At 48.0% G+C, this 24,727-nt stretch carries 16 protein-coding genes; 3 read left to right on the top strand and 13 right to left on the bottom strand.

The window, feature by feature from the left end:
- Positions 1-12 precede the first annotated feature (12 nt).
- Both COW15_RS10500 and purL read right to left on the bottom strand, forming a co-directional pair.
- A complete protein-coding gene (locus COW15_RS10500) occupies positions 13-1,575 on the bottom strand; it encodes a cytochrome ubiquinol oxidase subunit I (RefSeq protein ID WP_293632530.1) in 1,563 nt (520 codons plus the stop codon).
- A gap of 1,242 nt (positions 1,576-2,817) precedes the next feature.
- Complete coding sequence (gene purL, locus COW15_RS10495; protein WP_293632567.1) at positions 2,818-6,699, bottom strand: phosphoribosylformylglycinamidine synthase; 3,882 nt, start codon at positions 6,697-6,699, stop codon at positions 2,818-2,820.
- A gap of 270 nt (positions 6,700-6,969) precedes the next feature.
- On the opposite strand from purL, the gene mltF reads away from it, so the two are divergent.
- Positions 6,970-8,412, top strand: a complete 1,443-nt coding sequence (gene mltF / locus COW15_RS10490) for a membrane-bound lytic murein transglycosylase MltF (protein WP_293632529.1) — start codon at positions 6,970-6,972, stop codon at positions 8,410-8,412.
- Positions 8,413-8,831: 419 nt separating this feature from the next.
- Here mltF and tadA read toward each other — a convergent pair whose 3' ends face one another.
- The 6 genes from tadA to guaB all read right to left on the bottom strand — a co-directional run bounded on the left by tadA (position 8,832) and on the right by guaB (position 16,680).
- A complete protein-coding gene (tadA, locus tag COW15_RS10485) occupies positions 8,832-9,344 on the bottom strand; it encodes a tRNA adenosine(34) deaminase TadA (protein ID WP_293632528.1) in 513 nt (170 codons plus the stop codon).
- A 261-nt stretch (positions 9,345-9,605) separates the two neighbouring features.
- Entirely contained in the window at positions 9,606-10,730 is a 1,125-nt protein-coding gene (locus COW15_RS10480; protein WP_293632527.1) for a DUF1214 domain-containing protein, read from the bottom strand.
- 24 nt (positions 10,731-10,754) lie between these two features.
- Positions 10,755-12,224: a DUF1254 domain-containing protein gene (locus COW15_RS10475; protein WP_293632526.1), complete on the bottom strand. Its 1,470-nt coding sequence runs from the start codon at positions 12,222-12,224 to the stop codon at positions 10,755-10,757.
- 30 nt (positions 12,225-12,254) lie between these two features.
- Positions 12,255-13,076, bottom strand: coding sequence for a hypothetical protein (locus COW15_RS10470; protein ID WP_293632525.1), 822 nt, complete (start codon positions 13,074-13,076; stop codon positions 12,255-12,257).
- Positions 13,077-13,519: 443 nt separating this feature from the next.
- Positions 13,520-15,097 (bottom strand): glutamine-hydrolyzing GMP synthase, encoded by a 1,578-nt coding sequence (gene guaA, locus COW15_RS10465; RefSeq protein WP_293632524.1) that lies wholly within the window; start codon positions 15,095-15,097, stop codon positions 13,520-13,522.
- A 116-nt stretch (positions 15,098-15,213) separates the two neighbouring features.
- Entirely contained in the window at positions 15,214-16,680 is a 1,467-nt protein-coding gene (guaB, locus tag COW15_RS10460; protein ID WP_293632523.1) for an IMP dehydrogenase, read from the bottom strand.
- A 121-nt stretch (positions 16,681-16,801) separates the two neighbouring features.
- On the opposite strand from guaB, the gene xseA reads away from it, so the two are divergent.
- Together xseA and COW15_RS10450 are read left to right on the top strand one after the other, a co-directional pair.
- Positions 16,802-18,139, top strand: a complete 1,338-nt coding sequence (xseA, locus tag COW15_RS10455; RefSeq protein ID WP_293632522.1) for an exodeoxyribonuclease VII large subunit — start codon at positions 16,802-16,804, stop codon at positions 18,137-18,139.
- 100 nt (positions 18,140-18,239) lie between these two features.
- Positions 18,240-18,665, top strand: coding sequence for a globin domain-containing protein (locus tag COW15_RS10450; protein ID WP_293632521.1), 426 nt, complete (start codon positions 18,240-18,242; stop codon positions 18,663-18,665).
- 93 nt (positions 18,666-18,758) lie between these two features.
- On the opposite strand, the gene der is transcribed toward COW15_RS10450, so the two are convergent.
- From der to ispG, 5 genes are all read right to left on the bottom strand, one after another.
- Entirely contained in the window at positions 18,759-20,222 is a 1,464-nt protein-coding gene (gene der, locus COW15_RS10445; RefSeq protein WP_293632520.1) for a ribosome biogenesis GTPase Der, read from the bottom strand.
- 78 nt (positions 20,223-20,300) lie between these two features.
- Entirely contained in the window at positions 20,301-21,488 is a 1,188-nt protein-coding gene (gene bamB, locus COW15_RS10440; RefSeq protein ID WP_293632519.1) for an outer membrane protein assembly factor BamB, read from the bottom strand.
- An 11-nt stretch (positions 21,489-21,499) separates the two neighbouring features.
- The gene (locus tag COW15_RS10435) at positions 21,500-22,120 is read right to left on the bottom strand and encodes a tetratricopeptide repeat protein (protein ID WP_293632518.1); all 621 of its coding nucleotides are present in this window, start codon (positions 22,118-22,120) and stop codon (positions 21,500-21,502) included.
- A gap of 25 nt (positions 22,121-22,145) precedes the next feature.
- The gene (hisS, locus tag COW15_RS10430; protein WP_293632517.1) at positions 22,146-23,426 is read right to left on the bottom strand and encodes a histidine--tRNA ligase; all 1,281 of its coding nucleotides are present in this window, start codon (positions 23,424-23,426) and stop codon (positions 22,146-22,148) included.
- Positions 23,427-23,568: 142 nt separating this feature from the next.
- Entirely contained in the window at positions 23,569-24,684 is a 1,116-nt protein-coding gene (gene ispG, locus COW15_RS10425; protein ID WP_293632516.1) for a flavodoxin-dependent (E)-4-hydroxy-3-methylbut-2-enyl-diphosphate synthase, read from the bottom strand.
- Between the last annotated feature and the right edge of the window lie 43 nt (positions 24,685-24,727).

Here is a 24,727-nt window from a genome sequence, read left to right as displayed (position 1 = left end):
CTGCTTAGGCTTCTAATTGTGTGAAGCATTAGTCTCGAAGTGATAACGGCCGGTCTTTAAACTGCTAGGTCCAAGGCGGGCAAACTTAAGCATCAAGAATATTTCAATCACCAATAGCACAGTGTAGAACAGGGTGATAGAAAGGATACTGAACCATAGGTCACTGGTCGTTAAACTCGATGCAGACATAAAGGTCGGCAAGACTTCAGAAATGGTCCAAGGTTGACGACCATACTCGGCCACAAACCAACCACATTCAATCGCAATCCAAGGTAATGGCAAGCTGTAAAGCGCAGCCTTAAGCACCCATTTTTTCTCTTCGATTTGGTGACGTGTGCTTTGCCAGAACGCTGCGGCAAACACCAGAAGCATGAAGAAACCTAATCCCACCATGATCCGGAAGCTCCAGAAAATGGGCGCCACATTCGGGATAGAATCCTTAGCCGCGGCCTGAATTTGCTCTTCGGTCGCATCGACTATGTTATCGGTATAACGCTTGAGTAATAACCCGTAACCGAGGTCGACTTTTGCCTCTTCAAAGGCTGCACGCAGTTCTGGCGTTTCTTCACCCGCGCGCAGTTTGACGAGCATCTCATAGGCTTTCATACCATTACGGATACGCACTTCATGGTCTGCGATCAAATCACGAATACCCGTCACTTCTTCGTCCAATGAGCGAGTCGCTACTATGCCCATCGCATAGGGAATTTTGATCGCATAATCGGTGTGCATGGTTTCTTGATTTGGGAAACCTACGGCAGTAAAGGCTGCAGGCGCTGGCTCAGTGTGCCACTCGGCTTCGATTGCCGCTAACTTAACGCGCTGTGCTTCACCCACTTTATAGCCTGATTCGTCACCTAACACGATAACCGACAGGATCGATGCCATACCAAAACTGGCGGCAATCGCAAATGAACGGCGGGCAAAGGGTAAATCACGCTTCTTAAGAATGTAGTAAGCACTGACGGCGAGAACGAACATAGCCCCTGTCACATAACCCGAGGCCACAGTATGAACAAACTTCACCTGCGCGACAGGGTTAAATACCACTTCGGCGAAGCTGGTCATTTCCATGCGCATGGTTTCGTAATTGAATACTGACCCCACAGGGTTTTGCATCCAACCGTTTGCCACTAAGATCCACAGGGCAGAGAAGTTAGAACCAAAGGCCACTAACCAAGTCACAGCTAAATGTTGACGCTTAGTGAAACGATCCCAACCGAAGAAGAACATACCCACAAAGGTAGATTCCAAGAAGAAGGCCATTAAACCTTCAATGGCCAGTGGTGCACCAAAAATGTCACCGACATAATGGGAATAGTAAGACCAGTTAGTACCAAACTGGAACTCCATCGCTAAACCCGTTGAAACACCTAAGGCGAAGTTAATACCAAATAACTTACCCCAGAACTTAGTCATATCTTTATAAATTTGTTTATCTGTCATCACATACAGTGATTCCATGATAGCCAGCAAAAATGCCAGCCCCAATGTCAAGGGAACAAATAGGAAGTGATACATGGCTGTCAGCGCAAACTGCAGCCGCGATAGCTCAACAACCTCTTCAACAATCATCGGTGACTCCTTACGTGGTGCGTCCAATTGCCATGACAATGTTAGCCATTCATAGCAAGTGCCTTTGTAGGATAGTGAGTTTTCATTCTGTGTTTATAGCTGAGGTCAGTATAAACCGTTAAATTTTATCTTTTGCATTACATCGAGGCAGCAAGTCCTAAAAGTCCCTATTTCCATCACATACTGAGACATGAGTCACACTATTATTCGGCATTGAGACAAACACCCACCACCCAATCAATCAAATGATCCCATCGATATAAATATCAGATAGTTAAGATATTTATTCGCTTTCATTTGTAAGTATTTTATACCACCCGCCTTTGATTCAAATCAATCAAACTCAAGGGTTTAGATGGGTTTTGCGGCGGGGCACACACTTCACATCAACTGACGATTGACAGATCGCCAAAAACGGAGTAGAGAGACAAATTTTTTGCACAAAAAACCATACTTTTAATCACTTCAATCAATAATGTGTATCTAACCAACAAAATTAACAGCTTATAATTTTTAAATAACAAATTTACTAAACAATAAAATCAGTTAGAATAATTACAAATAAAATTAAATCAAATAAATACAAAGAATTACATATTTATAAAACCAAAAAACATAAAAGATAAATTTCTTTGGATTAGTTTTTTTAATTTAAAAACGTATTTTTTCTCGTTTGATAACATTCGTCGAACTGCCTAATATATGTCCTGTGTTAAGGAGACGGTTTGACGGTACTGGTGAAGCGCCCCAGGCAAGCCCCACTTCGCGCACATTGGTATTAACTTTGGTGTGGAGATAGAGATATGACAAACTTATTTGAACGTCTGGTTAACAGCTATAAGCGTGTTTTCGTTGAACTTTATACAGCTCGCGAACTATAAGATTTTACCGCTTACTCGGCATAGATTTTGATTCGACTTGAAGTTTTGTTAGCGCAAAACGGGCCTCCATCTCCTAGAGATGGAGGCCTTTTCTTTTACAACTCGACTTTATTTAACCCAATCATTCCTCTCACATTTAATGCATTTCAATAGCACAATTGCGCATTCTACCTATTAAGAGGTAATTACTGTGTTGAATGAACATTTTGACAAATATGTTCATTAGATTATTTGCAATATAGGTAAAGAGATTGAAATATAAATGTTTTCGTAAAAGTGCATTTTAAATATAAAAAAAGGAGCGAAATTTTCGCTCCTTTTTTTATCGTCTTATCGAGCTAACTCACTACATTTTAACAAGTTAGCCTAAGGTCACTCGAGCGTTGCGGAACATACGCATCCAAGGGCTATCTTCACCCCAAGCATCCGGATGCCAAGAGTTAGCGACGGTTCTGAACACACGTTCAGGGTGTGGCATCATCAGCGTCACGCGGCCATCGGTCGTACAAATCCCAGTCAAGCCATTGGGCGAGCCGTTCGGGTTTTGTGGATACTGAGTCGCGATATCCCCCTTGCCGTTAACAAAACGCAGGGCAATAGTGCCTGACGCTTCGGCAATCGCCAGCGCTTCAGGGCTGGCAAACTCAGTCAAACCTTCACCGTGGGATACGGCGATGGGCATACGTGAACCTGCCATGCCTTGGAAGAATAACGACGGGCTCTGTTGCACTTCAACTAAGCTGAAACGCGCTTCGAAACGCTCTGAGCGGTTACGCACAAAACGTGGCCAATGCTCGCTGCCTGGAATGATTTCTTTCAGGTTCGACAGCATTTGACAACCGTTACACACGCCAAGGGCAAAACTTGAGTCACGTTCGAAGAAACGTGAAAACTCATTGCGGGCACGCTCGTTAAACAGAATCGACTTAGCCCAACCTTCACCCGCGCCTAATACGTCACCATAAGAGAAGCCACCACAGGCCACTAGACCTTGGAAATCCTCTAGGCTGATACGGCCAGATAAAATATCCGACATGTGTACGTCGCGGCTTTCAAATCCAGCGCGGTCAAAGGCCGCTGCCATTTCTACGTGGGAGTTAACGCCCTGCTCACGCAAAATCGCCATCTTAGGCGCAGCGCCCTTAAGAATATAAGGCGCGGCAACATCAGCACTTGGATCGAAGCTTAAATTAACGGTTAAGCCTAAATCGGTTTCATCTTGCTTAAGTTTGAACTCTTCAAGCGCGCACGCTGGGTTATCACGCAAAGCTTGCATACGATAGGTGGTTTCTGACCACAGAGTACGCAGCGTCACACGGCTATCACTGAAGATTTCACGCACGCCATCGTTAATGGTGATGCGTTGATCGTCGGCTAGTGTGCCGATCACATGACAAGGTACGCCTGCGATAGCAAACTGAGCGGCAATTTTCGCCGCATTGTCACGGCTCACTTGCAGCACAGCGCCGAGCTCTTCATTAAAGAGTCGCTCTAAATCAGTGCCCTGCAGATCCTCTAAATCGATATTCAGACCTGTATTACCGGCAAAGGCCATTTCTACTAAGGTAGTGAATAAACCACCGTCGCTACGGTCGTGGTAAGCGATAACCGATTTCTTAGCCACTAGATTTTGCATGGTTTCGAAGAAACCGCGCAGCAGTGCAGCATCATCAAGATCCGGCGCAACATCACCCAGCTCACCAAACACTTGGGCTAAACAAGAACCGCCTAAACGATTTTTGCCCGCGCCTAAATCCACTAACAGTAAAGACGTTTCGCCTTTATCGGTACGTAGCTCTGGCGTCACTGTATTGCGAATATCTTGCACCACACCAAAGGCGGTGATGACCAGCGACATAGGTGACGTCACGGTTTTATCCGCGCCATCTTGCTGCCATGCGGTCTTCATCGACATAGAGTCTTTACCGACCGGAATGGTCAGGCTCAGCTCTGGACACAGTTCCTCACCCACGGCTTTCACCGCTTCATAAAGACCCGCATCTTCACCGGGGTGACCCGCGGCCGACATCCAGTTGGCAGAAAGCTTGATACGCTTAAATGAACCGATATCGGCACCGGCGATGTTCATGATGGACTCGGCCACTGCCATACGGGCAGAGGCGCCAAAGTCAAGCAGTGCCAGCGGCGTACGCTCACCCAATGACATAGCTTCACCGGCGTAGGTATCAAAACTTGCCGCTGTGACCGCGCAATCGGCCACTGGCACTTGCCATGGACCCACCATTTGGTCACGGTTCACTAAGCCCGTGACTGTGCGGTCGCCAATGGTAATAAGGAAGGTTTTATCTGCGACCGTTGGCAAGCTCAGTACGCGTTTAACCGCTTCTTTAACATCAATATTATTTTGCGCTAGCGCTGGTGATACCGCTTTGGCAGAAACCACATCGCGGCTCATCTTAGGCGCTTTGCCTAATAGGACTTCGAGGGGTAAATCGATAGGATTATTATCGAAATGGCTGTCACTAAGCGTTAAATGCTTCTCCGCAGTCGCTTCACCCACCACCGCAAACGGTGCGCGCTCACGCTCACAGATGGCGGTAAATAGCGCGAGGTTTTCTGGGGCAACCGACAGCACATAACGTTCCTGTGACTCGTTACACCAGATTTCCAGCGGGCTCATGCCGGGCTCATCCGAAGGCACATTACGCAGATTAAACAAACCGCCGCGCTCGCCGTCATTCACCAGTTCTGGGAAGGCGTTCGACAAACCGCCCGCGCCCACATCGTGGATAAATTGGATAGGGTTTTTATCGCCAAGCTGCCAGCAGCGGTCGATCACTTCCTGACAACGACGCTCCATTTCTGGGTTTTCACGTTGCACAGAAGCAAAGTCGAGATCTTCACTCGATTGACCCGATGCCATAGATGAAGCGGCGCCGCCACCCAGACCAATGTTCATCGCAGGGCCACCGAGCACAATCAGCTTAGCACCAACGGTGATTTCGCCCTTCTGCACATGCTCAGCGCGAATATTACCTAAACCACCGGCTAACATAATTGGCTTGTGATAACCGCGGACTTCAACACCGTTATGACTGCAGACTTCCTGCTCATAGGTACGGAAATAACCGACCAGCGCAGGACGACCAAACTCGTTGTTAAACGCCGCGCCGCCGAGAGGGCCTTCGGTCATGATATCCAGCGCGCTCACGATACGATCTGGCTTGCCGTAATTACCTTCCCATGGTTGAACAAAACCCGGGATGTTTAAATTTGATACGCTAAAGCCCGTTAAACCCGCTTTAGGTTTAGAACCGCGGCCCGTTGCGCCTTCATCACGGATTTCGCCACCTGAACCGGTTGCAGCGCCAGGATAGGGGCTAATCGCGGTTGGATGGTTGTGGGTTTCCACCTTCATCAAGACATGCATAGCTTCAGTGTGATAGCTATACACCCCGTTTGGATCGGGGAAGAAACGACCGGCAACCGAGCCTTCCATCACAGCGGCGTTATCTTTATAGGCTGATAACACGTGATCTGGCGTGGTTTCAAAGGTGTTCTTAATCATTTTGAACAGAGACTTAGGTTGAACTTCGCCGTCAATGGTCCAATCTGCGTTAAAAATCTTATGACGGCAATGCTCAGAGTTAGCCTGAGCAAACATCATCAATTCGATATCGTGGGGATTACGGCCTAAACGTACAAAGTTCTCGACTAAATAGTCGATTTCATCTTCGGCTAAGGCAAGCCCCAATGCTGTGTTAGCCACTTCAAGTGCGCGGCGACCTTCCCCAAGAATATTGACGCTCTTAAACGGCGCAGGCTCAGTGCGTTTGAACAGCACATCGGCTTTGGCAAAGTCATCGAGGATAATTTCCACCATACGATCGTGCAACAGCGCATTTAAGGCTTGTTGCTGAGGCGCTGTCAGTGCATCTGACTCGACATAATACGCAACGCCTCGCTCCAAACGCTTCACTTTTCCAAGGCCACAATTGTGTGCGATGTCAGTGGCTTTTGAAGACCAAGGAGAAATAGTACCGGGGCGAGGAGTGACAAACAGGAGTGAACCTTGGGGGATATGAGCTTCTATCGCAGGTCCATAGGTGAGAATTTTTTCAAGTTGCTGGCGTTCATTTGTGTCGAGCAACTCGCTCAAATCCGCTAAATGAACATACTCAGCATAGATTTGGCGTACCGGAAGCGCAGCGTTTTCGCAGGCCTCCATCAGCTTTTGCACCCTAAACGTCGAGAGTGCAGGGGCTCCGCGGATGATCTCCATCACGTCTATTCACCTTATTATTTATTATTGCAGGGGTCAGAGGTGGCGCTATTATAAGGAAATGTCTGTCACAAATCACCTGTGACCTTACGCAAAACAGTGTTTCCTATGATATAAAAAGTGCTGGTTTGTCGGGTCTCTTCCTTTCCCCTAGTGCGATTTTTTTACGCTATCCCAGACAAACGGATATAATCACAGCAACGTCGGCCATTTTATCTTTGCGACCTCACTGACCACTCGCTATTTATCAAATTGATTTTATTTAACAAAATGTATTTAAAGACACGATTTCTGCTCGCTATCATCTTTGGTTTCTTACTGACAGCCTGTCAGCAAGTTACCGTGGACGAAACAGAATTCGCCCCCAAAAAGCTCACCGAATTGCGAGTTGGGACCCTTTACGGACCGCAAATTTATATGACATCGGGTCAAGGAAATAGCGGTTTCGATTATGATATGGCGGTGCTTTTTGCCGAATACCTCAATGTTCCCTTAAAAATGCGGCCCTTCACCAATCGTGCTGAGCTATATGAAGCCCTCAAAAAGAATGAAATTGATATCATTGCCGCCGGTATGACGGAAACGCCCGCCCGCCGAGAGCAATTTCGCTTCGGCCCACCTTTGTATCGAGTCAATCAAGTATTAGTTTACCGTGAAGGTATGCCAACACCCAAAGATATCAGTGAGTTAAAAGGTAAGATCACTGTCATTGCCGACTCGGCATTTGTGGAGACCTTAACCCAATTGCAGAAACACAACCCATCACTCGTATGGGATCAAGTGACAGACAAAGACAGTGAAGAGTTGCTGGCGATGATCGCCAATAAAGAAATTGACTACACAATCGCCGACTCCAGCAGTGTCCAAATCAACCGTCGCTATCTGCCCGATTTGCGCTCGGGCCTGATGCTAGAAGAGAAACTCGATGTGGTCTGGTTATTACCGCCCACCCACAGTGATGAACTTATGAGTCAATTACTGGCATTTTGGCATCAAGAAAAACTCGCTGGTACTCTCGATCATTTAAACGAGAAATACTTTGGCCACGTTAAGCGTTTCGATTATATCGATACCCGCGCCTTCCTACGCGCCATCGGAACCGTTCTCCCCCGTTATCGCCAACTATTTGAGGCACATGCAGGTGATTTAGACTGGCGTAAACTGGCCGCCACCAGCTACCAAGAATCCCATTGGAACCCTAATGCCCGTTCCCCCACGGGAGTACGCGGCATGATGATGCTTACTGAACCCACAGCAAAAGAAATCGGTATCACTAATCGCCTCGACGCCGAAGAAAGTATCCGTGGTGGTGCAGCTTATTTACGTGACATGATTAACCGTTTACCCGAATCCATCCCCGAAAGTCAGCGCATGTGGTTTGCCCTCGCCTCCTACAATATTGGTTACGCCCATGTCGAGGATGCACGAAAACTGGCTGAGTCTATGGAGCTAAACCCAAATGCGTGGCGGGATTTAAAGAAGGTACTGCCACTGCTGCAAAAGCGTAAACACTACCAAAAGACCCGCTATGGCTACGCCAGAGGCAGTGAAGCGGTCCATTACGTTGACAGCATTCGCCGATATTACGACACCTTAGTCTGGGTGGATAATCAGTCGAAACCACAAAATCCAGAGGAAGAACCTAGCGACCTCACCGCAGAAGAAACCCTCAGCTTACCTAAAGGATCATTGAGTCCAGATAACCCCAAGTAAGCACGAAATCTGAAAAACTTGCGCTAGCGCCCAAGGCTCACTTTCTCAGTATACTTTTGGTCTATTTTCATCTTAGATTAAGCAAGAAAGCGTTAAAGTGCTTAAGCGATTAACATGCTGGTTTATAAAGCAGATACACCGAAAGGGGATTGCCGCCCCCCTATCTCAACTGTTACTGTCATAGCGTCAGTAATGTCACAGCAGTAAGCGGTTTCAGGCTGGCAGTTGAAATAATAACAGTATTGAGTAACACAGATAAAAATAATCAAAAATGGGGTCAATATGAGAAAAAAAACAATCCATAATAATGCGTTGCGTCGCAGGGCCTTACTCAAGGTCCGTCATCGCCGAGTGTTAAATCGTCAAAAACTGTTCTTTACCTTTATCCAGAATCAGGATTAATACGCCTGTCTTAGCGTCTACGACTCCGCTCCCTGCTGCGCTTTTTGAGCTTGTTTCAAGGCTTTTTTCTCTTCCCTACGCCGTTTAAAAAAACAGCTCAATTGGGCGCTACAGGCGTCGGCTAACACACCCGATGTGACTTCCACTCGATGATTAAATGCCGGATGTTGCAACAGATTGAGCACGGTTCCCGCCGCTCCGGTTTTTTCATCACGGGCGCCAAACACCACCCGCGCGATACGGCTGTGAACCATAGCACCGGCACACATAGCGCAAGGCTCGAGGGTGACATATAAAGTCGCATCAAGGAGTCGATAATTTTCGACCAACCGCCCCGCTTCCCGCAAACATAACATTTCCGCATGGGCGCTGGGATCGTGTCGGCTAATGGATAAGTTGTAACCCGTCGCGATCTGCTGGCCATCTTTGACCAGAACCGCGCCCACCGGCACTTCGCCCTCGGCCTCGGCTTTCTCGGCCATATTTATGGCCACTTGCATCCAATATTTATCCTGTTCCGCTTGCTCCACTCACGCCTCTATCCACTAGCCCCAAAATAATGCCGAATTATATCAGTCAAGCACAAATATTTCACGGTTGAGTCATGCTTACTAAGTTAATCCTTCAGGCAACAAAAAAGGCACACTAGGCGCCTTTTAATCATTAATTTATATAACTACTCCCACTTGAGTATCCACGAGGAAGAAATACCCATTATCTATACCATACTTAGAAATTTCTTAAAAATATCCCTAAATGTTTCACTAAAGTCTGGATCGCGCAGCAGATGGCTAGTTGAGCGGCTCAGCGAGGGGGAACGACCAACTACCGTCCAGAATCTTCGACTGTGGACGATACAGGCGAACCATATAGTTCCAGCCGTCGGTCACTGGCAGGCAGTTCTGCACCTTCGATGTGCAGCCGCCGAACTGTATCCTGATCGAACCGTCATCGCCCTTACTGCCAGTGATGCTATTGATCGAATAGGCATTGAGATCATTGGGCGCAAAATACCCTTCGGCAGTGTAAGCGGTGACCGACCAAAATCCATCGACGGGGACATCTTTTACCTTAAGCTGGTACGGGACCTTTCCGTCATTCTTTTGCGGAAACACATTCAGGTAGATGGCATCCTTGTCAGGATTCAGCCCCCAGCCAGAGGCTGCAGCGGCAATGCGCCGAACCGGATCCACAGAGTCTTTGTCCACTCCGGCAGCGTAGCGCAGATCCGGAATAGTATTGGACAGGGCGATCAACGCGTCACGGACTTTCTTCTGGCTAACCGAATCCCAAGCGGGGATGTCGAAAGTGCCAGGCCCTCCAGGCTGGGTAACACTGATGGCATCTTGCAGTGCGTTCGCAGCTCTCATGTCCTTCGGATCATTAGGATCAGCCAAGATGCGTACTGCCACCATGACATAACGGGTACCCACTGCTTCTTTTGTTAGCGTATGGGTGCCGGCCCCATAGAAAACCTGTGGATTGTAGTGGTCTTGATTAATAAGCAGTACCGACAAAAAACGCTCTCCCGGATCAGGTAGGTTTATCGTAACCGGGCCAGCTTCGAGGTCGAATATTCCTGATGAATAGATAGTATCGCGGTTGAGGCGCACAATGAGTTGCTTATCCACAGGGGCGGGTGAACGGGTGTGTTTGAGCTGACCAAACGCCCCATCCTTGACTTGGCCAGCCATATAGAGATCGGACTCGGCTCGGATAAAATTATCAGGCGTGACAATGATTTTACCGTCAGCACTTTTTGCCCAGCGTTCCGAACTCGCCAAGTCTGGGACCACCGAAGGTACCGTGGCGACGGTGGGAGCCGTCGCAGCTACTGCTTGGCCAAGACCGCCCCCCGCCACAACTGCCAGCTGAGCGACGATATAGAGATTGAAGGCAATGCACATATTCTTCATAAATACCTCGATTGGGATAAAGGTTTAGGGTTGTATGGATATCGCTGTACCGACTAATTTCGGAGTCTTCCAGCTGCCATCGAGTGCTTCGGGCTTGGGCCAGTACTCACGCAAAACGAGGAAGAATGGGCCCTTGGGTGCAGGCAACCAGTTAGCTTCCTTTTCCTTGCCAGGCGATTCGTTCTGGATATATAGCGTGATACCGCCATCAGGATCTCGGTCGAGATCCGGCACCATGGGGGAGTTGATCAGATAACGGTTGAGCGAATTCTCCGTCAAAAGGCTGGATGGAAGCTCATACATGGTCAGCGACCAGAACGAGTTCACCGGGGGCAACTGGTCAGCTTTAAAGTAGAGCGTATAACGGTTGGATGCACCATCCAGCAACTTGCCTTCAGAATCGGTGAAGTAGACTGGGTAGTTCGCCTCCTCCTTGGAGTTACCATAGATCCCGAGTACCGCCGACGACATGCGCAACAGGTAGTCGTTGCCGAGGAACTCGCGCGTACCGAATCCATCGGCACTGCTCTTCTTGCCTGTATCGATAATCTCGGCCTTATACTGTGTAAAAGCCTTCCATGCGTCAGCCATTCCCTCCGTTACCGCTTGGCGCTCCGCTGGTGAAAGTGAAGCAACATCAAATGACTTTCCTGCCCCTATGCCAACTTTAGCGAAGCGAGCCAGCAATGCCGTCTCACTAGGATGAGGCGGAGTGAACTGAAGCAAAAAACTGAGGATATCAAAAAACTCCGGTGCGTTTTTTTGATCCTCAACCGATAGCGGCTTAACGAACGTGAGTGTCGGTGTCGGGGGGGGGGTCGTACCCAAAAAACGTGACAGGGGCTGGACTCTGTATTGCGTTTGGACCTTCTGAACCGCCACCAGATCATCATCGTTAAATAGCTGGGTACGGAAAAGTACGAACGCCAGTTCCGTCTCCGAACGGATCACGGATTTCACTCCTTCGGGAACGTCTCCCTGCCAACGGGGGCCAGCTAGCAGGTAACTGCCCGCTTCAGTGCCAGTCGCTCGACTGCCTACGTAGGCAAAATTGTGGGTGTACATATCAATGAATTGCAGTGAGTAATAGCGATCCTTAATTGCTGGCACACTGATCACCAGCGGCTCGGCTCGCAGGTCCGCGCCGAGAAAACTGTAGGGCGTATCGGAGTTTGGCGTTTGAATAGCCTTATCCTGCGGCGAGAACACACGCGCCATGTTGTGCACCTCGTTCCACGCCCCCTTGTATTCCGGGTTATTCTGGTCGACAAAATACGAATACTGAATGCGGTAGCTATCCATCATGGGGAAACCATAGATGTAAGCCTCTTTAATAAGCTCACGTAGCTCGGCCGGCGTGGCCTTGACGGCTACAGTCTGAGATGTTGAATCCTCAGTTGGCTCCGGTACACCACAAGCTGACAACGTCATTACTACAGTGAGAAACATAAGTAACTCGGCAAAGTGTTTTAACTTTTCTCTTATCGAAATCATACGCCAGTGACTCCCTTAAATGTAGAAAGACTAGAACAAATAACTGACGCCAAATAGAACGCCTGTCATTTTGAAATCATACAACTGCCCATCAGCTTGGCGATCAATATCAAGATGTCGATAACCGCCACGCATTAGCCAGCTGTCTGTAAGTTGATAAGCAATCAATGCGGCTGCCTGCCAGGTTGAATCAGAAGCGCTGCCTGCACCAAAACCACCTGTATCCATAACGAAGGAAGCGCTCCATTTTTCACTTAGCTGACCAAAGAGCCGAATTGCCAATAAAGGATCGATCCAATCGTCACTGATATTCTCGTTATGTGATGGCAGCAGGCCAGGCATTAACACTATTTCAACTTCTGAATTCACCACCCGAGCCCCAGCACCGAGACCAATACTAAAGTTTGAGTGATGATAAACTTGGTAAAAGGCATAAGTGCTGAGAATAGATAAAGTACTCTCAGATTCAAGTTTGCTATAGAATGTCCCGAAAGGTGCGGTTTCTTCGGTCTCTAAATTCAGATAAACAAAGTCACCTACTAGGCTCCATTTGTCACGCTGAACAACCCCAGTCAGCATGATCCCAAGATCTAACTGTTCCAAGGCATCACTGACGCCCAGTACGCTATTTATTGTTCCAGCATCAGTTTTTATACCTGTGGTTGACTCAGGGAGCCAGATATAGGAAGAAGCTTCAAAGTTCCAGGGGGTTGACTGTGCTAATACAGAAAAGGAAGAAATAAGGGAAAATAAAGAAAAAACAACAGCAATTTTTTTGATTGGAATTGAAATTAACTGGTCACATACAACAAATGAAAAAAACTTTGCATAACGGCATAGTATAAAATCCATTTCGCCACCATATTATCCAATAAAAGACTACAACATATTTTACTTACAAGCCGCTTATTAATGACAATTAAACATTAGCCTACAGCAATTTGTTTATTGAGACTAGGTATAACATTCAACTAAATAAAACGGTGTTTACATATATCGGCCACCTATGAGGGCAATTATGCTTAATTGATGGCTTCAATGACAACAGAATCACCTTGATTAAGGGATGCAATACCGAACAAAAAAATAGGTACGCCCACCATAATCTCAGGAATAACAACTGCGGTCGACACCATATAATCGAGTCCTTATTTTTTAGCTCAAAACCGTTTTATATGCAATAAAAAATCAAGCTAAACAAAAAATGTCATAACCTTCATTCGAAGGGCAACAAAAAAGGCGCCGAAGCGCCTTTTACCCGATTGAAGTTCAACCACTTCAACCTGTGTGGAAGATTACTCCCATTCAATCGTCGCTGGTGGCTTGCCAGAGATATCGTAAACCACGCGGGAAATACCATCGACTTCGTTGATAATACGGTTCGACACGCGGCCTAAGAAATCATAGGGCAGATGTGCCCAATGTGCTGTCATAAAATCGATGGTTTCTACCGCGCGCAGTGACACCACCCAATCGTATTTACGGCCATCACCCATCACGCCGACAGAGCGGACGGGTAAGAACACGGTAAAGGCTTGGCTAACTTTGTTGTACAGATCGGCTTTATGCAGCTCTTCGATGAAGATAGCATCGGCGCGGCGCAGTAAATCGCAATATTCCTTCTTCACTTCACCGAGTACACGTACACCTAAGCCTGGGCCAGGGAATGGGTGACGGTAGAGCATGTTGTACGGCAGGCCTAGCTCTAGACCAATTTTGCGCACTTCATCTTTAAAGAGTTCACGCAGTGGCTCAACTAAACCGAGCGCCATATCGTCCGGCAAACCGCCGACGTTATGGTGGGACTTGATCACATGGGCTTTACCCGTGGCACTGCCAGCGGATTCAATCACATCGGGATAAATCGTGCCTTGGGCTAGCCACTTAGCATTAACGCACTTCTTCGATTCTTCATCGAAAATTTCTACGAATACGCGGCCGATGATCTTACGCTTAGCTTCAGGATCGGCTTCGCCCTTCATCGCATCGAGGAAACGGTTTTCCGCATCCACATGGATAATATTCAGGCCGAAATGATCGCCGAACATTTCCATCACTTGTTCGGCTTCATTCAAACGTAATAGACCGTTATCAACGAATACGCAGGTCAGTTTTTTGCCGATAGCGCGGTGCAGCAGCATGGCCACAACCGAAGAATCCACGCCGCCAGATAAGCCGAGAATGACTTCATCATCGCCGATTTGCTTCTTCAAGCGCGCAATCGCATCTTCGATGATAGAAGAGGGTTTCCAGTTAGCGGCACAGCCACAGATGTCTAAGGCAAAATGCGATAACATGCGCTGACCTTGACGAGTGTGGGTCACTTCAGGGTGGAATTGTACGCCATAGAAACGTTTTCCTTCGTGGGCCATAGCCGCAAAGGGGCAAGTGTCGGTTTTAGCAACCGCCACAAAACCTTCAGGGATCGCCGACACTTTATCGCCGTGGCTCATCCACACATCGAGCAGCGGTTTGCCTTCGCTATTGACAGCGTCTTCGATATCTTTAAACAGTGCCGATTGCGCCAACATTTCGATCTGCGCGTAACCGAATTCACCTTCGCCCACACCTTGGATCACTTTACCGCCAAGCTGCTCAGACATGGTTTGCATGCCGTAACAGATACCTAACACGGGCACGCCAGCGTTAAAGACATATCCAGGTGCACGGGGAGAATTTTCAGCCGTCACACTTTCAGGGCCGCCCGCTAGGATAATACCATTAGGGGCAAACTCACGGATTTGGGCTTCGGTCACATCCCACGCCCATAATTCACAGTAAACGCCAATTTCACGGATACGACGGGCAATCAGTTGAGTGTACTGGGATCCAAAATCGAGGATCAGTATCTTGTGCTCATGAATATCGCTCATGGATAACCTTTTCTCATCTATTGTTTAACTTGGCTCAAAATCGATATGGTCAATCTTGAGGGCATTACACAGATTACTAGCGGGGCGGCTTATCGCCGCCCCGTTATGTCAAACGCTTAAGAACCTGAACGGTAGTTCGGTGCTTCTTTAGTGATAGTCACATCGTGCACATGGGACTCGCCCATACCCGCAGAGGTCACTTTCACAAACTGCGCTTTTTCATTCAGTTCTTGGATAGTTGCACAGCCCGTTAAGCCCATGCATGAACGTAGGCCACCCATATGTTGGTGGATGATTTCCTTCAGCTTGCCTTTGTAGGGCACGCGACCCTCAATCCCTTCTGGCACGAGTTTGTCGGCGGCATTGTCAGATTGGAAATAACGGTCGGAAGATCCTTGAGACATAGCCCCTAAGGAACCCATGCCGCGGTAAGACTTGTACGCACGGCCTTGATATAACTCGGTTTCACCCGGCGCTTCATCGGTACCCGCAAACATTGAGCCCGCCATGATGCAAGAGGCACCGGCCGCTAATGCTTTGGCTAAGTCGCCGGAGAAGCGCACGCCGCCGTCGGCAATCACAGGAATACCTAAGCCTTTTACGGCTGCGGCAGCATCTGAAACCGCGGTAATTTGTGGCACGCCCACACCGGTTACGATACGAGTCGTACAAATAGAACCAGGGCCAATACCGACTTTAACGGCGTTAACACCCGCTTCAACCAGCGCTAATGCGCCTTCAGCCGTGGCGACGTTACCGCCAACTATTTGTAAATCAGGGTATTTGGCACGGGTTTCACGAATACGTTGTAAAACGCCTTCAGAATGGCCATGGGAAGAGTCGATAAGTAATACGTCAACGCCAGCTTTAACGAGTGCGTCTACGCGCTCTTCGTTGCCCGCACCCGCACCGACGGCGGCGCCTACGCGTAAACGGCCTAACTCATCCTTACAGGCGTTAGGTTTACGCTCGGCTTTCTCGAAGTCTTTAACGGTGATCAAACCTTTCAATTTGAAGTTATCGTCGACAACCAGCACTTTTTCGATACGGTTAGAATGCATTAATTTTTGCACTTCATCTAACTTAGTGCCTTCGGCAACTGTGACTAACCGCGACTTAGGCGTCATCACTTCTTCTACCGTTTTGCTCCAGTCAGTCACGAAACGCACGTCACGGCCGGTGATGATACCGACCAGCTCATTCGCTTCGTTAACCACAGGGTAACCGGCAAAACCGTTTTTCAGGGTCAACACTTTCAGATCGGCGAGTGTCGTTGAGGGAGTCACAGTCACAGGTTGTTGAACCACGCCAGCTTCGTAAATTTTTACTTTACGCACTTCTTCGGCTTGATTCTCAATGCTCATGTTTTTATGAATAAAACCTAAGCCACCTTCCTGCGCCATCGCGATAGCAAGACGAGCATCGGTCACTGTGTCCATAGCAGCAGACACCAGCGGGATATTCAATTCAATGGTTTTAGTCAGGCGAGTTTTAAGAACGGCGGTATTTGGGAGTACAGTAGAATGCGCAGGAACAAGTAACACATCGTCAAAAGTAAGCGCTTCTTTAATTAAACGTAGCATTAGCAACATCTCCCCAGTTGAGTAGGATTTAGAGGTGAAATATTGCGGCGGGATTATACCTTGCATATGGGGCGCGGTAAATGGAAAATAGTGAAAAATTCCCATTTGCGCGAGAAAAACCATGCAAGTCGCCAAAAATAATGTTTATACCGTCTCACGCCTCAATGGTGAAGTCAGGCAAATTCTCGAGGGGCAACTCGGCAAAATCTGGCTCAATGGCGAAATTTCTAATTTTTCATCCCCCAGTTCAGGTCATTGGTATTTAACTCTAAAAGATCATTATTCCCAGATCCGCTGTGCCATGTTTAAGGGGCGTAACCAAAGCGTCAGCTTTAAACCCGTCAATGGTCAGCAAGTGTTGGTCAAAGGCGCGATCAGTGTTTACGAACCTAGAGGTGACTATCAATTATTAATTGAGTCCATGTTACCCGCGGGTGATGGTCTACTGGCGCAGCAATTTGAGGCACTCAAGATGAAGCTCGCCGCCGAGGGATTATTCGCCGCCGACACTAAAAGGCCGCTGCCGAAAAATATCCAACGCATTGGCGTTATCACCTCACCGACTGGTGCGGCAATTCGCGACGTGTTGCATGTTCTGGCAAGGCGCGATCCCTCCATCGAAGTCATTATTTATCCAACCCAAGTGCAAGGTGAAACCGCAGATAGCAACATTTGCCAAGCGATCAATATTGCCAACCAACGTTTAGAAGTCGATGTGTTACTGCTCACCCGTGGCGGCGGTTCACTTGAGGATTTATGGTGTTTTAACAGCGAGGCGCTCGCCCATACGATATACAACAGCGCCCTGCCCATCGTCAGCGCCGTCGGCCACGAAGTCGATACCACCATCAGTGACTATGTTGCCGATGTGCGCGCCCCAACGCCATCCGCTGGTGCAGAATTACTCTCACAGGACAGCGATAATAAAGCCCAAAGACTAGTGACCGTATTATCGCGCCTACAGCAAAGTGCACGACATTATCAACTTAAACAAGAAAGACGTTTAACTGTGTTAGATCACAGGCTACAGCGCTTAGATCCGAAACGTACACTGCAACAATTTGAGCAAAGATTCGATGAAATGCAATTAAGGCTAGAGTCAGCGCTTTCCAGTCGGCTGCACCTTTGCAGTCGTCGCCAACAATTACTGATAAGCCGCCTTGAGCAGCAATCCCCTAAGCATAAACTTGCTCTTGAGGGTAACCGCCTAAGTTATCTGGCGAGTCGCTTACAGGATGCATTGCAGGACAAACTCAGTCAAAGTGAACAAAGGATAAAGTATGCCGCCCATCAACTTGAGATGGTCAGCCCACTGGCCACATTAAGTCGCGGTTATAGCATTACTACAGATGCAAGCGGTACCGTTATCACATCGGCAGCCCAAGTCCACATAGGTGACACTATCACCACCCAACTGCCCCATGAACGGTTGGTATCTACCATTACACTCATTTCCTAAAATTATGTTATTGCTTCACTTTTAAGGATAAATCGGTAGAGCATTAAAATTAGCTATAATACAGATTAGTCATCAGCACGCATTGATGGATAGGTTTAATATGGGGCTAACTGAAATAGAAAGAGAGGCAATTACCTCGTCATTTTCCTTGATAAACAATCAAGAACAACGCTTTACAAGCTTCTTCTATGATTGCCTATTTGACATGGCGCCGCTGATCAAACCTATGTTTAAACGCGATCGTAAGCTAATAGAAGAGCATTTCTATATGATCTTTTGTGCCGCCGTCGATAATATTCATCACCTCGATACTATTAGATCGACCCTACTCGAATTAGGTGCAAGACATCGAGATTATGGTGTCAAGGTCTCACACTTCCCCATAGTCAAATCGGCCCTAATATTGGCCATTCAACATGAATTAAAGGGCCAATCCAATGCCAGCATAGAAAACGCATGGTCAAACTACTATGACGAACTCGCCGCTATCATTCTCGAAGGTATGCTGGCGGATAAGATAGCCTAATACTAAGCCAGTCGACCCAAGCACAAGTCAATCGCCTAAAAAATCAAAAAGGAACCCTAAGGTTCCCTTTATTACGATCCAATCACGGCTAGATTATTTTTTTCTATCTTTAATATGGCTCAGGGCGCGTTTACGGCGACGCTCTTGGCTCATAGTCAACTTTTCAGTCTTGTTTTCAAATGGGTTATCACCCTCTTGGAAACGCAACTGGATTGGCGTACCCACCACTTTCAATGAACGACGGAAGTAGTTCATCATGTAGCGTTTGTAAGAATCTGGCAGCTTACTCACTTGGTTACCGTGAATGACCACGATTGGCGGGTTGTAGCCCCCGGCGTGAGCGTATTTAAGCTTCACACGGCGACCATTTACTAATGGCGGCTGGTGATCGTCCTGGGACATTTGCATAATACGTGTCAGCATAGAAGTACTGACGCGGCGCGTAGCACTGTCGTAGGCTTCTTCAATCGATTCAAATAAATGGCCAACACCAGTACCGTGCAGCGCCGAAATAAAGTGAATACGGGCAAAGTCGATAAAGCCAAGACGACGGTCAAGCTCGCTCTTCACGCGATCTTTAATACCTTGGTCGATACCATCCCACTTGTTGACGGCAATCACCAAAGCGCGACCCGCATTGAGTGCGAAACCTAACAGACCTAAATCTTGCTCGGCGATACCTTCACGGGCATCGATGATAAGTAACACCACGTTAGCATCTTCAACCGCTTTCAAGGTTTTGATCACTGAGAATTTCTCAATGACTTGATGTACTTTACTGCGGCGGCGAACCCCCGCGGTATCGATAATCACGTACTCGCGACCTTCACGTTCCATTGGAATGTAAATACTGTCACGGGTCGTGCCGGGTTCATCAAATACCACGACACGCTCTTCACCTAAAATACGGTTAGTCAGGGTAGACTTACCGACGTTAGGTTTACCGATAATCGCCAGCTTGATAGGCAACTCTTGCAGACGCTTTTGCTCAGCTTCGGCTTCTTCTTCGGTATATTCACGCTCTTCGGTCACTTCGTCTTCGCCTTGACGCACTATGCCCATCGCTTCGGCATAGGGTGTCAACGCGTATTCGATCATGTTGGTCACGCCGCGTCCTTGGGACGCCGCCATCTGGTAAACTTCACCTAGACCTAAAGACCAAAACTCGGCGCAGGCCGAATCGGCATCGATACCATCCACTTTGTTAGCAACCACGAAGGTGGTTTTTTGACGGCTACGTAAGTGCTGTGCAATCGACAGATCCGCAGCGGTTAAACCCGCGCGCGCATCTGTCATAAATAGAACGACATCGGCTTCTTCAATGGCGGCAAGGGATTGCTCTGCCATTTTCGTCTCGATCCCTTCTTCAGTGCCATCGATACCGCCGGTATCGACCACAATGAACTCATAGCCGGATAAGAATGCTCGACCATATTTACGGTCACGTGTTAGGCCAGGAAAGTCAGCAACCAGCGCATCACGCGTACGCGTAAGGCGATTAAATAGGGTGGATTTACCGACGTTCGGCCGACCAACAAGGGCCACTACAGGGATCATATTTTGCCTCTAAAAAACTTTTCAATAAAAAGCCCCCGGAACACACTTCCAGGGGCTCTACAAGGATAACACTTTTAACTAGGGAAGTGTTACAACAGCTAACTTTCCACTGCGACCTTGAACATAGATTTTATCGTCAACCACTAACGGCTGGCCGTATAATCCAGAGCTGTCCACTTGGACACGACCCACAATCGACCCTGTACTGCGATCGATGAAGTGTAAATAACCTTCGAAATCACCCACAACTAAATAGTCTTTATATACTGCAGGTGACGTCAGAGTGCGGTTAGCTAACTCAGAGTTGCTCCACAGTTCTAGACCGTTACGTTTATCAACTGAGTAGATACGGCTGTGGTCGTCAACTAAGAACAAGCTTAAGCCAGCCGAAGCTAACTCGTTAAAGCTAGAATACTTACGCGTCCACACGACTCGGCCCGTGCGCAGTTCCATCGACACTAAGTTACCGTTATAGCTCACCGCATATAAATTCTCGCCAAGGATCAGCGGCGTCATATCCACGTCGGCCATACGGGTAAACTCGTTACCGCCAGTGGGATTATAAATCGCCTGCTCCCATGCTGCTTGACCATTGTTTTTAATCACAACAGCCACTTTGCCATCGGCAGTACCGATAAAGAAACCGCCCGCTTCATAAGCTGCAGAACCTGTACCGCGCAGGGTCAGATTTGGCAATTGCATTTCGTACACCCACAGCTTAGCGCCTGTATCGACGTTAAAGGCTTCGAGTGAACCCGTGCTGGTGCTCACTACCACCACATTGTCAGCAACGGTTGGTGCAGACAGTAATTCACCGCCCGCAACCACATGCCATAACACTTGACCATCTTCGGCATTGAGAGCGGCTAACAGGCCGCTTTCTCCACCCACAAAGACTTTATTACGGGCAGCGGTGACGCCAGCAGCCAGACGCGCGCCTTTGTTTTTGGCTAAAGCATTATCACGAAACTCTTCACTGAAATCTTTAGTCCAAACACGCTCGCCTGTGGCCTCATCAAACGCCATCACTTCGCCATAACGATCGGCGGCAAAGATTTTTCCATAACGAACGGCGGGAGCGAGGCGCGAGTAGTAATCGCCAACACCGTCACCGACAGAAGCGCTCCAACTGACTTCAGGGAACACAGTCGCCTGAATGGCAGTTAACTCACTCACAGGTTCGTCTTCAACATCGCTCGACGAACAAGCGGATAACATGGCTAGACTGAGTCCAGCGGCTAGCAGGTTTTTGCACCAAGACTTCATCAAGGGATCCCTTATGCCTGATTTAGGTTATCAAGTTTGATTTTAAGTGCTGGGCTCGTCACCACACCACCATTGTCCATGGCAGCTTGATAAGCGGTTTTCGCTTTCTCAACTTCACCTTGACGTACTAAGAAATCACCTTTTAATTCATCGCGCTGGGCGAAGAAGGCTTTATCTGTAACTTGCTCTAAGGTCGTCAGAGCAACGTCAATTTGACCTTGCTCAGCCTGCACTCGGGCTAAACGTAGCGTCGCAATCATATCTAAACCCGCACCAGGCTTAGCGGCGATGACTTTCTTGAGGGCTTCTTCGGCCTTCGCATAATCCTTAGCTTCTACCGCCGTTTTTGCCACGATCAAATCTAACAGTGCAAGATAACCCTTTTGATCATGGTTTTTAGAAAACTCGGCCACACCCGCCAGCATAGCGGCTTCGTCGCTTGATTTAGTGGTCAAGGTTTGGAAAGCCTGCGATGCTTCTTCCGCTTGGGCGACTTTCATGTCGGAGTAATAATTCCAACTGTATAGGCCGCCTAAACCAACGACAGCACCAATTAAAATTGACGTCCCATAGTCTTTCCAAAATTGCTTGATAGCATCTACTTGTTGTTCTTCTGTGCTATAAATTTCCACGCGCACGTCCCCTTTTAAGATCAGTTCACTTAAGTGCCAGTTCAGCTAAAAATGCACTTAATGCATTTCGCTCTACCCGTTGTTGTTCGTTGTCATTGCGTAAATATTTAACTGTCACCATACCTTCGGCCAGTTCATCTTCACCGATCAGTAAGGCCACTTGAGCACCGCTTTTATCGGCACGCTTCATTTGTTTTTTCACGTTGCCGCCACCGCAGTGACTCATCACTCTAAGCGTCGGCAATGCGCTGCGTAGTTCCTGCGCCACTTTAATCGCTTCAACCAGACAGCTATCACCCATGGCGGTGACATACACATCCACTTCTGGCGGAATATCTTTGGTCAGTTCTAAGGTTTCGAGCAGCAAGACAATGCGCTCTAAGCCCATGGCAAAACCGACCGCTGGGGTATCTTTGCCGCCTAATTGGGCGACTAAACCATCGTAGCGACCACCCGCAAGCACAGTGCCTTGCGAGCCTAAACTAGATGTAACCCATTCAAATACCGTGCGATTATAGTAATCTAAACCACGTACTAGGCGCGGATTAATGGTGTATTTGATACCAACGGCATCAAGTAGTTCACGCAATTGTGAAAAATGTGCCTTCGATTCTTCACCGAGAAAATCCATTAACTCAGGTGCATCCACCAATATGGCTTGGACATGTTGATCTTTTGAATCCAATACCCGCAGCGGATTGCTGTACATGCGACGCTTGCTGTCTTCATCGAGCGCATCTTTATGCTGCTCTAAAAACGCAATCAGGGCATCACGGTAAACCGCGCGCTCGGCGGGATCACCTAAGGTATTTAGCTCTAATGACACATGCTCGCTAATACCGAGTTTTTCCCACAGGCGGGCAGATAGCATCAAGACTTCAGCATCAATATCCGCCGTGCCTATGCCGTAGACTTCCACACCAAACTGGTTAAATTGGCGATAGCGGCCTTTTTGTGGGCGCTCGTGGCGGAACATAGGGCCCATATACCAAAGACGTTGTTCTTGGTTATATAGCAGACCATTTTCGTTACCCGCACGCACTGTCGATGCCGTACCTTCTGGGCGCAGCGTTAAGCTGTCACCGTTATTATCTGCGAAGGTATACATTTCTTTTTCAACGATATCAGTAACTTCACCGATAGAGCGTTTGAAAAGCTCGGTATTTTCCACTATTGGAGTGCGGATTTCGCTGTAACCGTAAGCACTGACGCTCGAACGCAGTACCGCTTCCACTTTTTGCCATAGAGGACTTTGAGTTGGCAGAATGTCGTTCATTCCGCGAATCGCTTGGATCTGTTTTGCCACTGTGTCGACTCGTCCGATTTCGCTAAATTAATAAAAAATGTCAGGCATTATAGGCTTTTCAATACTAAACGTAAAATGACCCCGTCGGTTTCGGGGTCTAGCTCAAGCCTTGAGGGTTTTCATAACCTTTAACCGATGGATTTTACTCGGTTGTATCCTTTACCTGGATGCGGTTTGCCATCTGGCTCGCCTTAGCGCGAATTTTCGCCTCGAGGGAATCGACTAAATTGTCGTTATCGAAACGCTCTTTTTGGCGCTCGCCTTCATCGTAGTAGCCACTCTTATTGTGTCCGCCGGTTAAACCGATATGTGACACTAAAGCTTCACCTGGGCCGTTCACTACGCAACCGATAATGGAGACATCCATGGCGGTAGTGACGTCTTCGAGGCGACGCTCTAATTCATTCACTGTGCTAATCACATCAAACTCTTGGCGTGAGCATGATGGACAGGCGATAAAATTAATCCCACGGCTACGAATGCGCAGGGATTTTAAGATATCAAAACCGACTTTGATTTCTTCGACGGGATCGGCGGCAAGGGAAATGCGTAGAGTGTCACCTATGCCTTCGGCCAATAACATGCCTAAACCGACGGCCGATTTTACTGAACCTGCCCGTGCACCACCCGCCTCGGTAATGCCCAAATGCAGCGGCTGACGGATTTGTTTGGCCAATAAACGATAGGATTCAACCGCCAAGAACACATCCGACGCCTTAACACTGACCTTAAATTGGTCGAAGTTCATGCGGTCTAAAATATCCACATGGCGCATGGCTGATTCGAGTAAGGCTTCTGGCGTTGGCTCTTTGTATTTGTCCATCAGATCTTTTTCTAATGAACCGCCATTGACGCCAATACGAATGGGGATGTTTTTATCCCGAGCGCACTCAACCACGCTGCGAATGCGTTCTTCATTACCTATGTTGCCGGGGTTGATCCGCAGACAATCGACACCGTACTCGGCCACTTTTAAGGCGATACGATAATCGAAATGAATGTCGGCCACTAAGGGCACGTTAACCGCTTGCTTAATGAGTTTAAAGGCTTCGGCGGCATCCATAGTCGGTACTGACACGCGCACTATGTCTGCCCCCACTTTCTCTAAGGCGCGAATTTGGGCAACGGTTGCCTCTACATCGGTCGTCTTAGTATTGGTCATAGACTGAACGGCAATCGGCGCCCCATCACCAATCGGTACATTCCCCACATAAATGCGGGTGGAAGGACGTCTTTTTATGGGAGTTTCATTATACATGCTAAATACACTCTATTTCGGTACGTTCTGCTGCAGCGAATCG

The organism is Shewanella sp. CG12_big_fil_rev_8_21_14_0_65_47_15 (genome assembly GCF_002783505.1).
In the GTDB taxonomy this organism is placed as follows: Bacteria; Pseudomonadota; Gammaproteobacteria; order Enterobacterales; family Shewanellaceae; genus Shewanella.
Note: the sequence above shows the minus strand (reverse complement) of the source record. Positions and strands in the feature narration are given on the sequence as shown.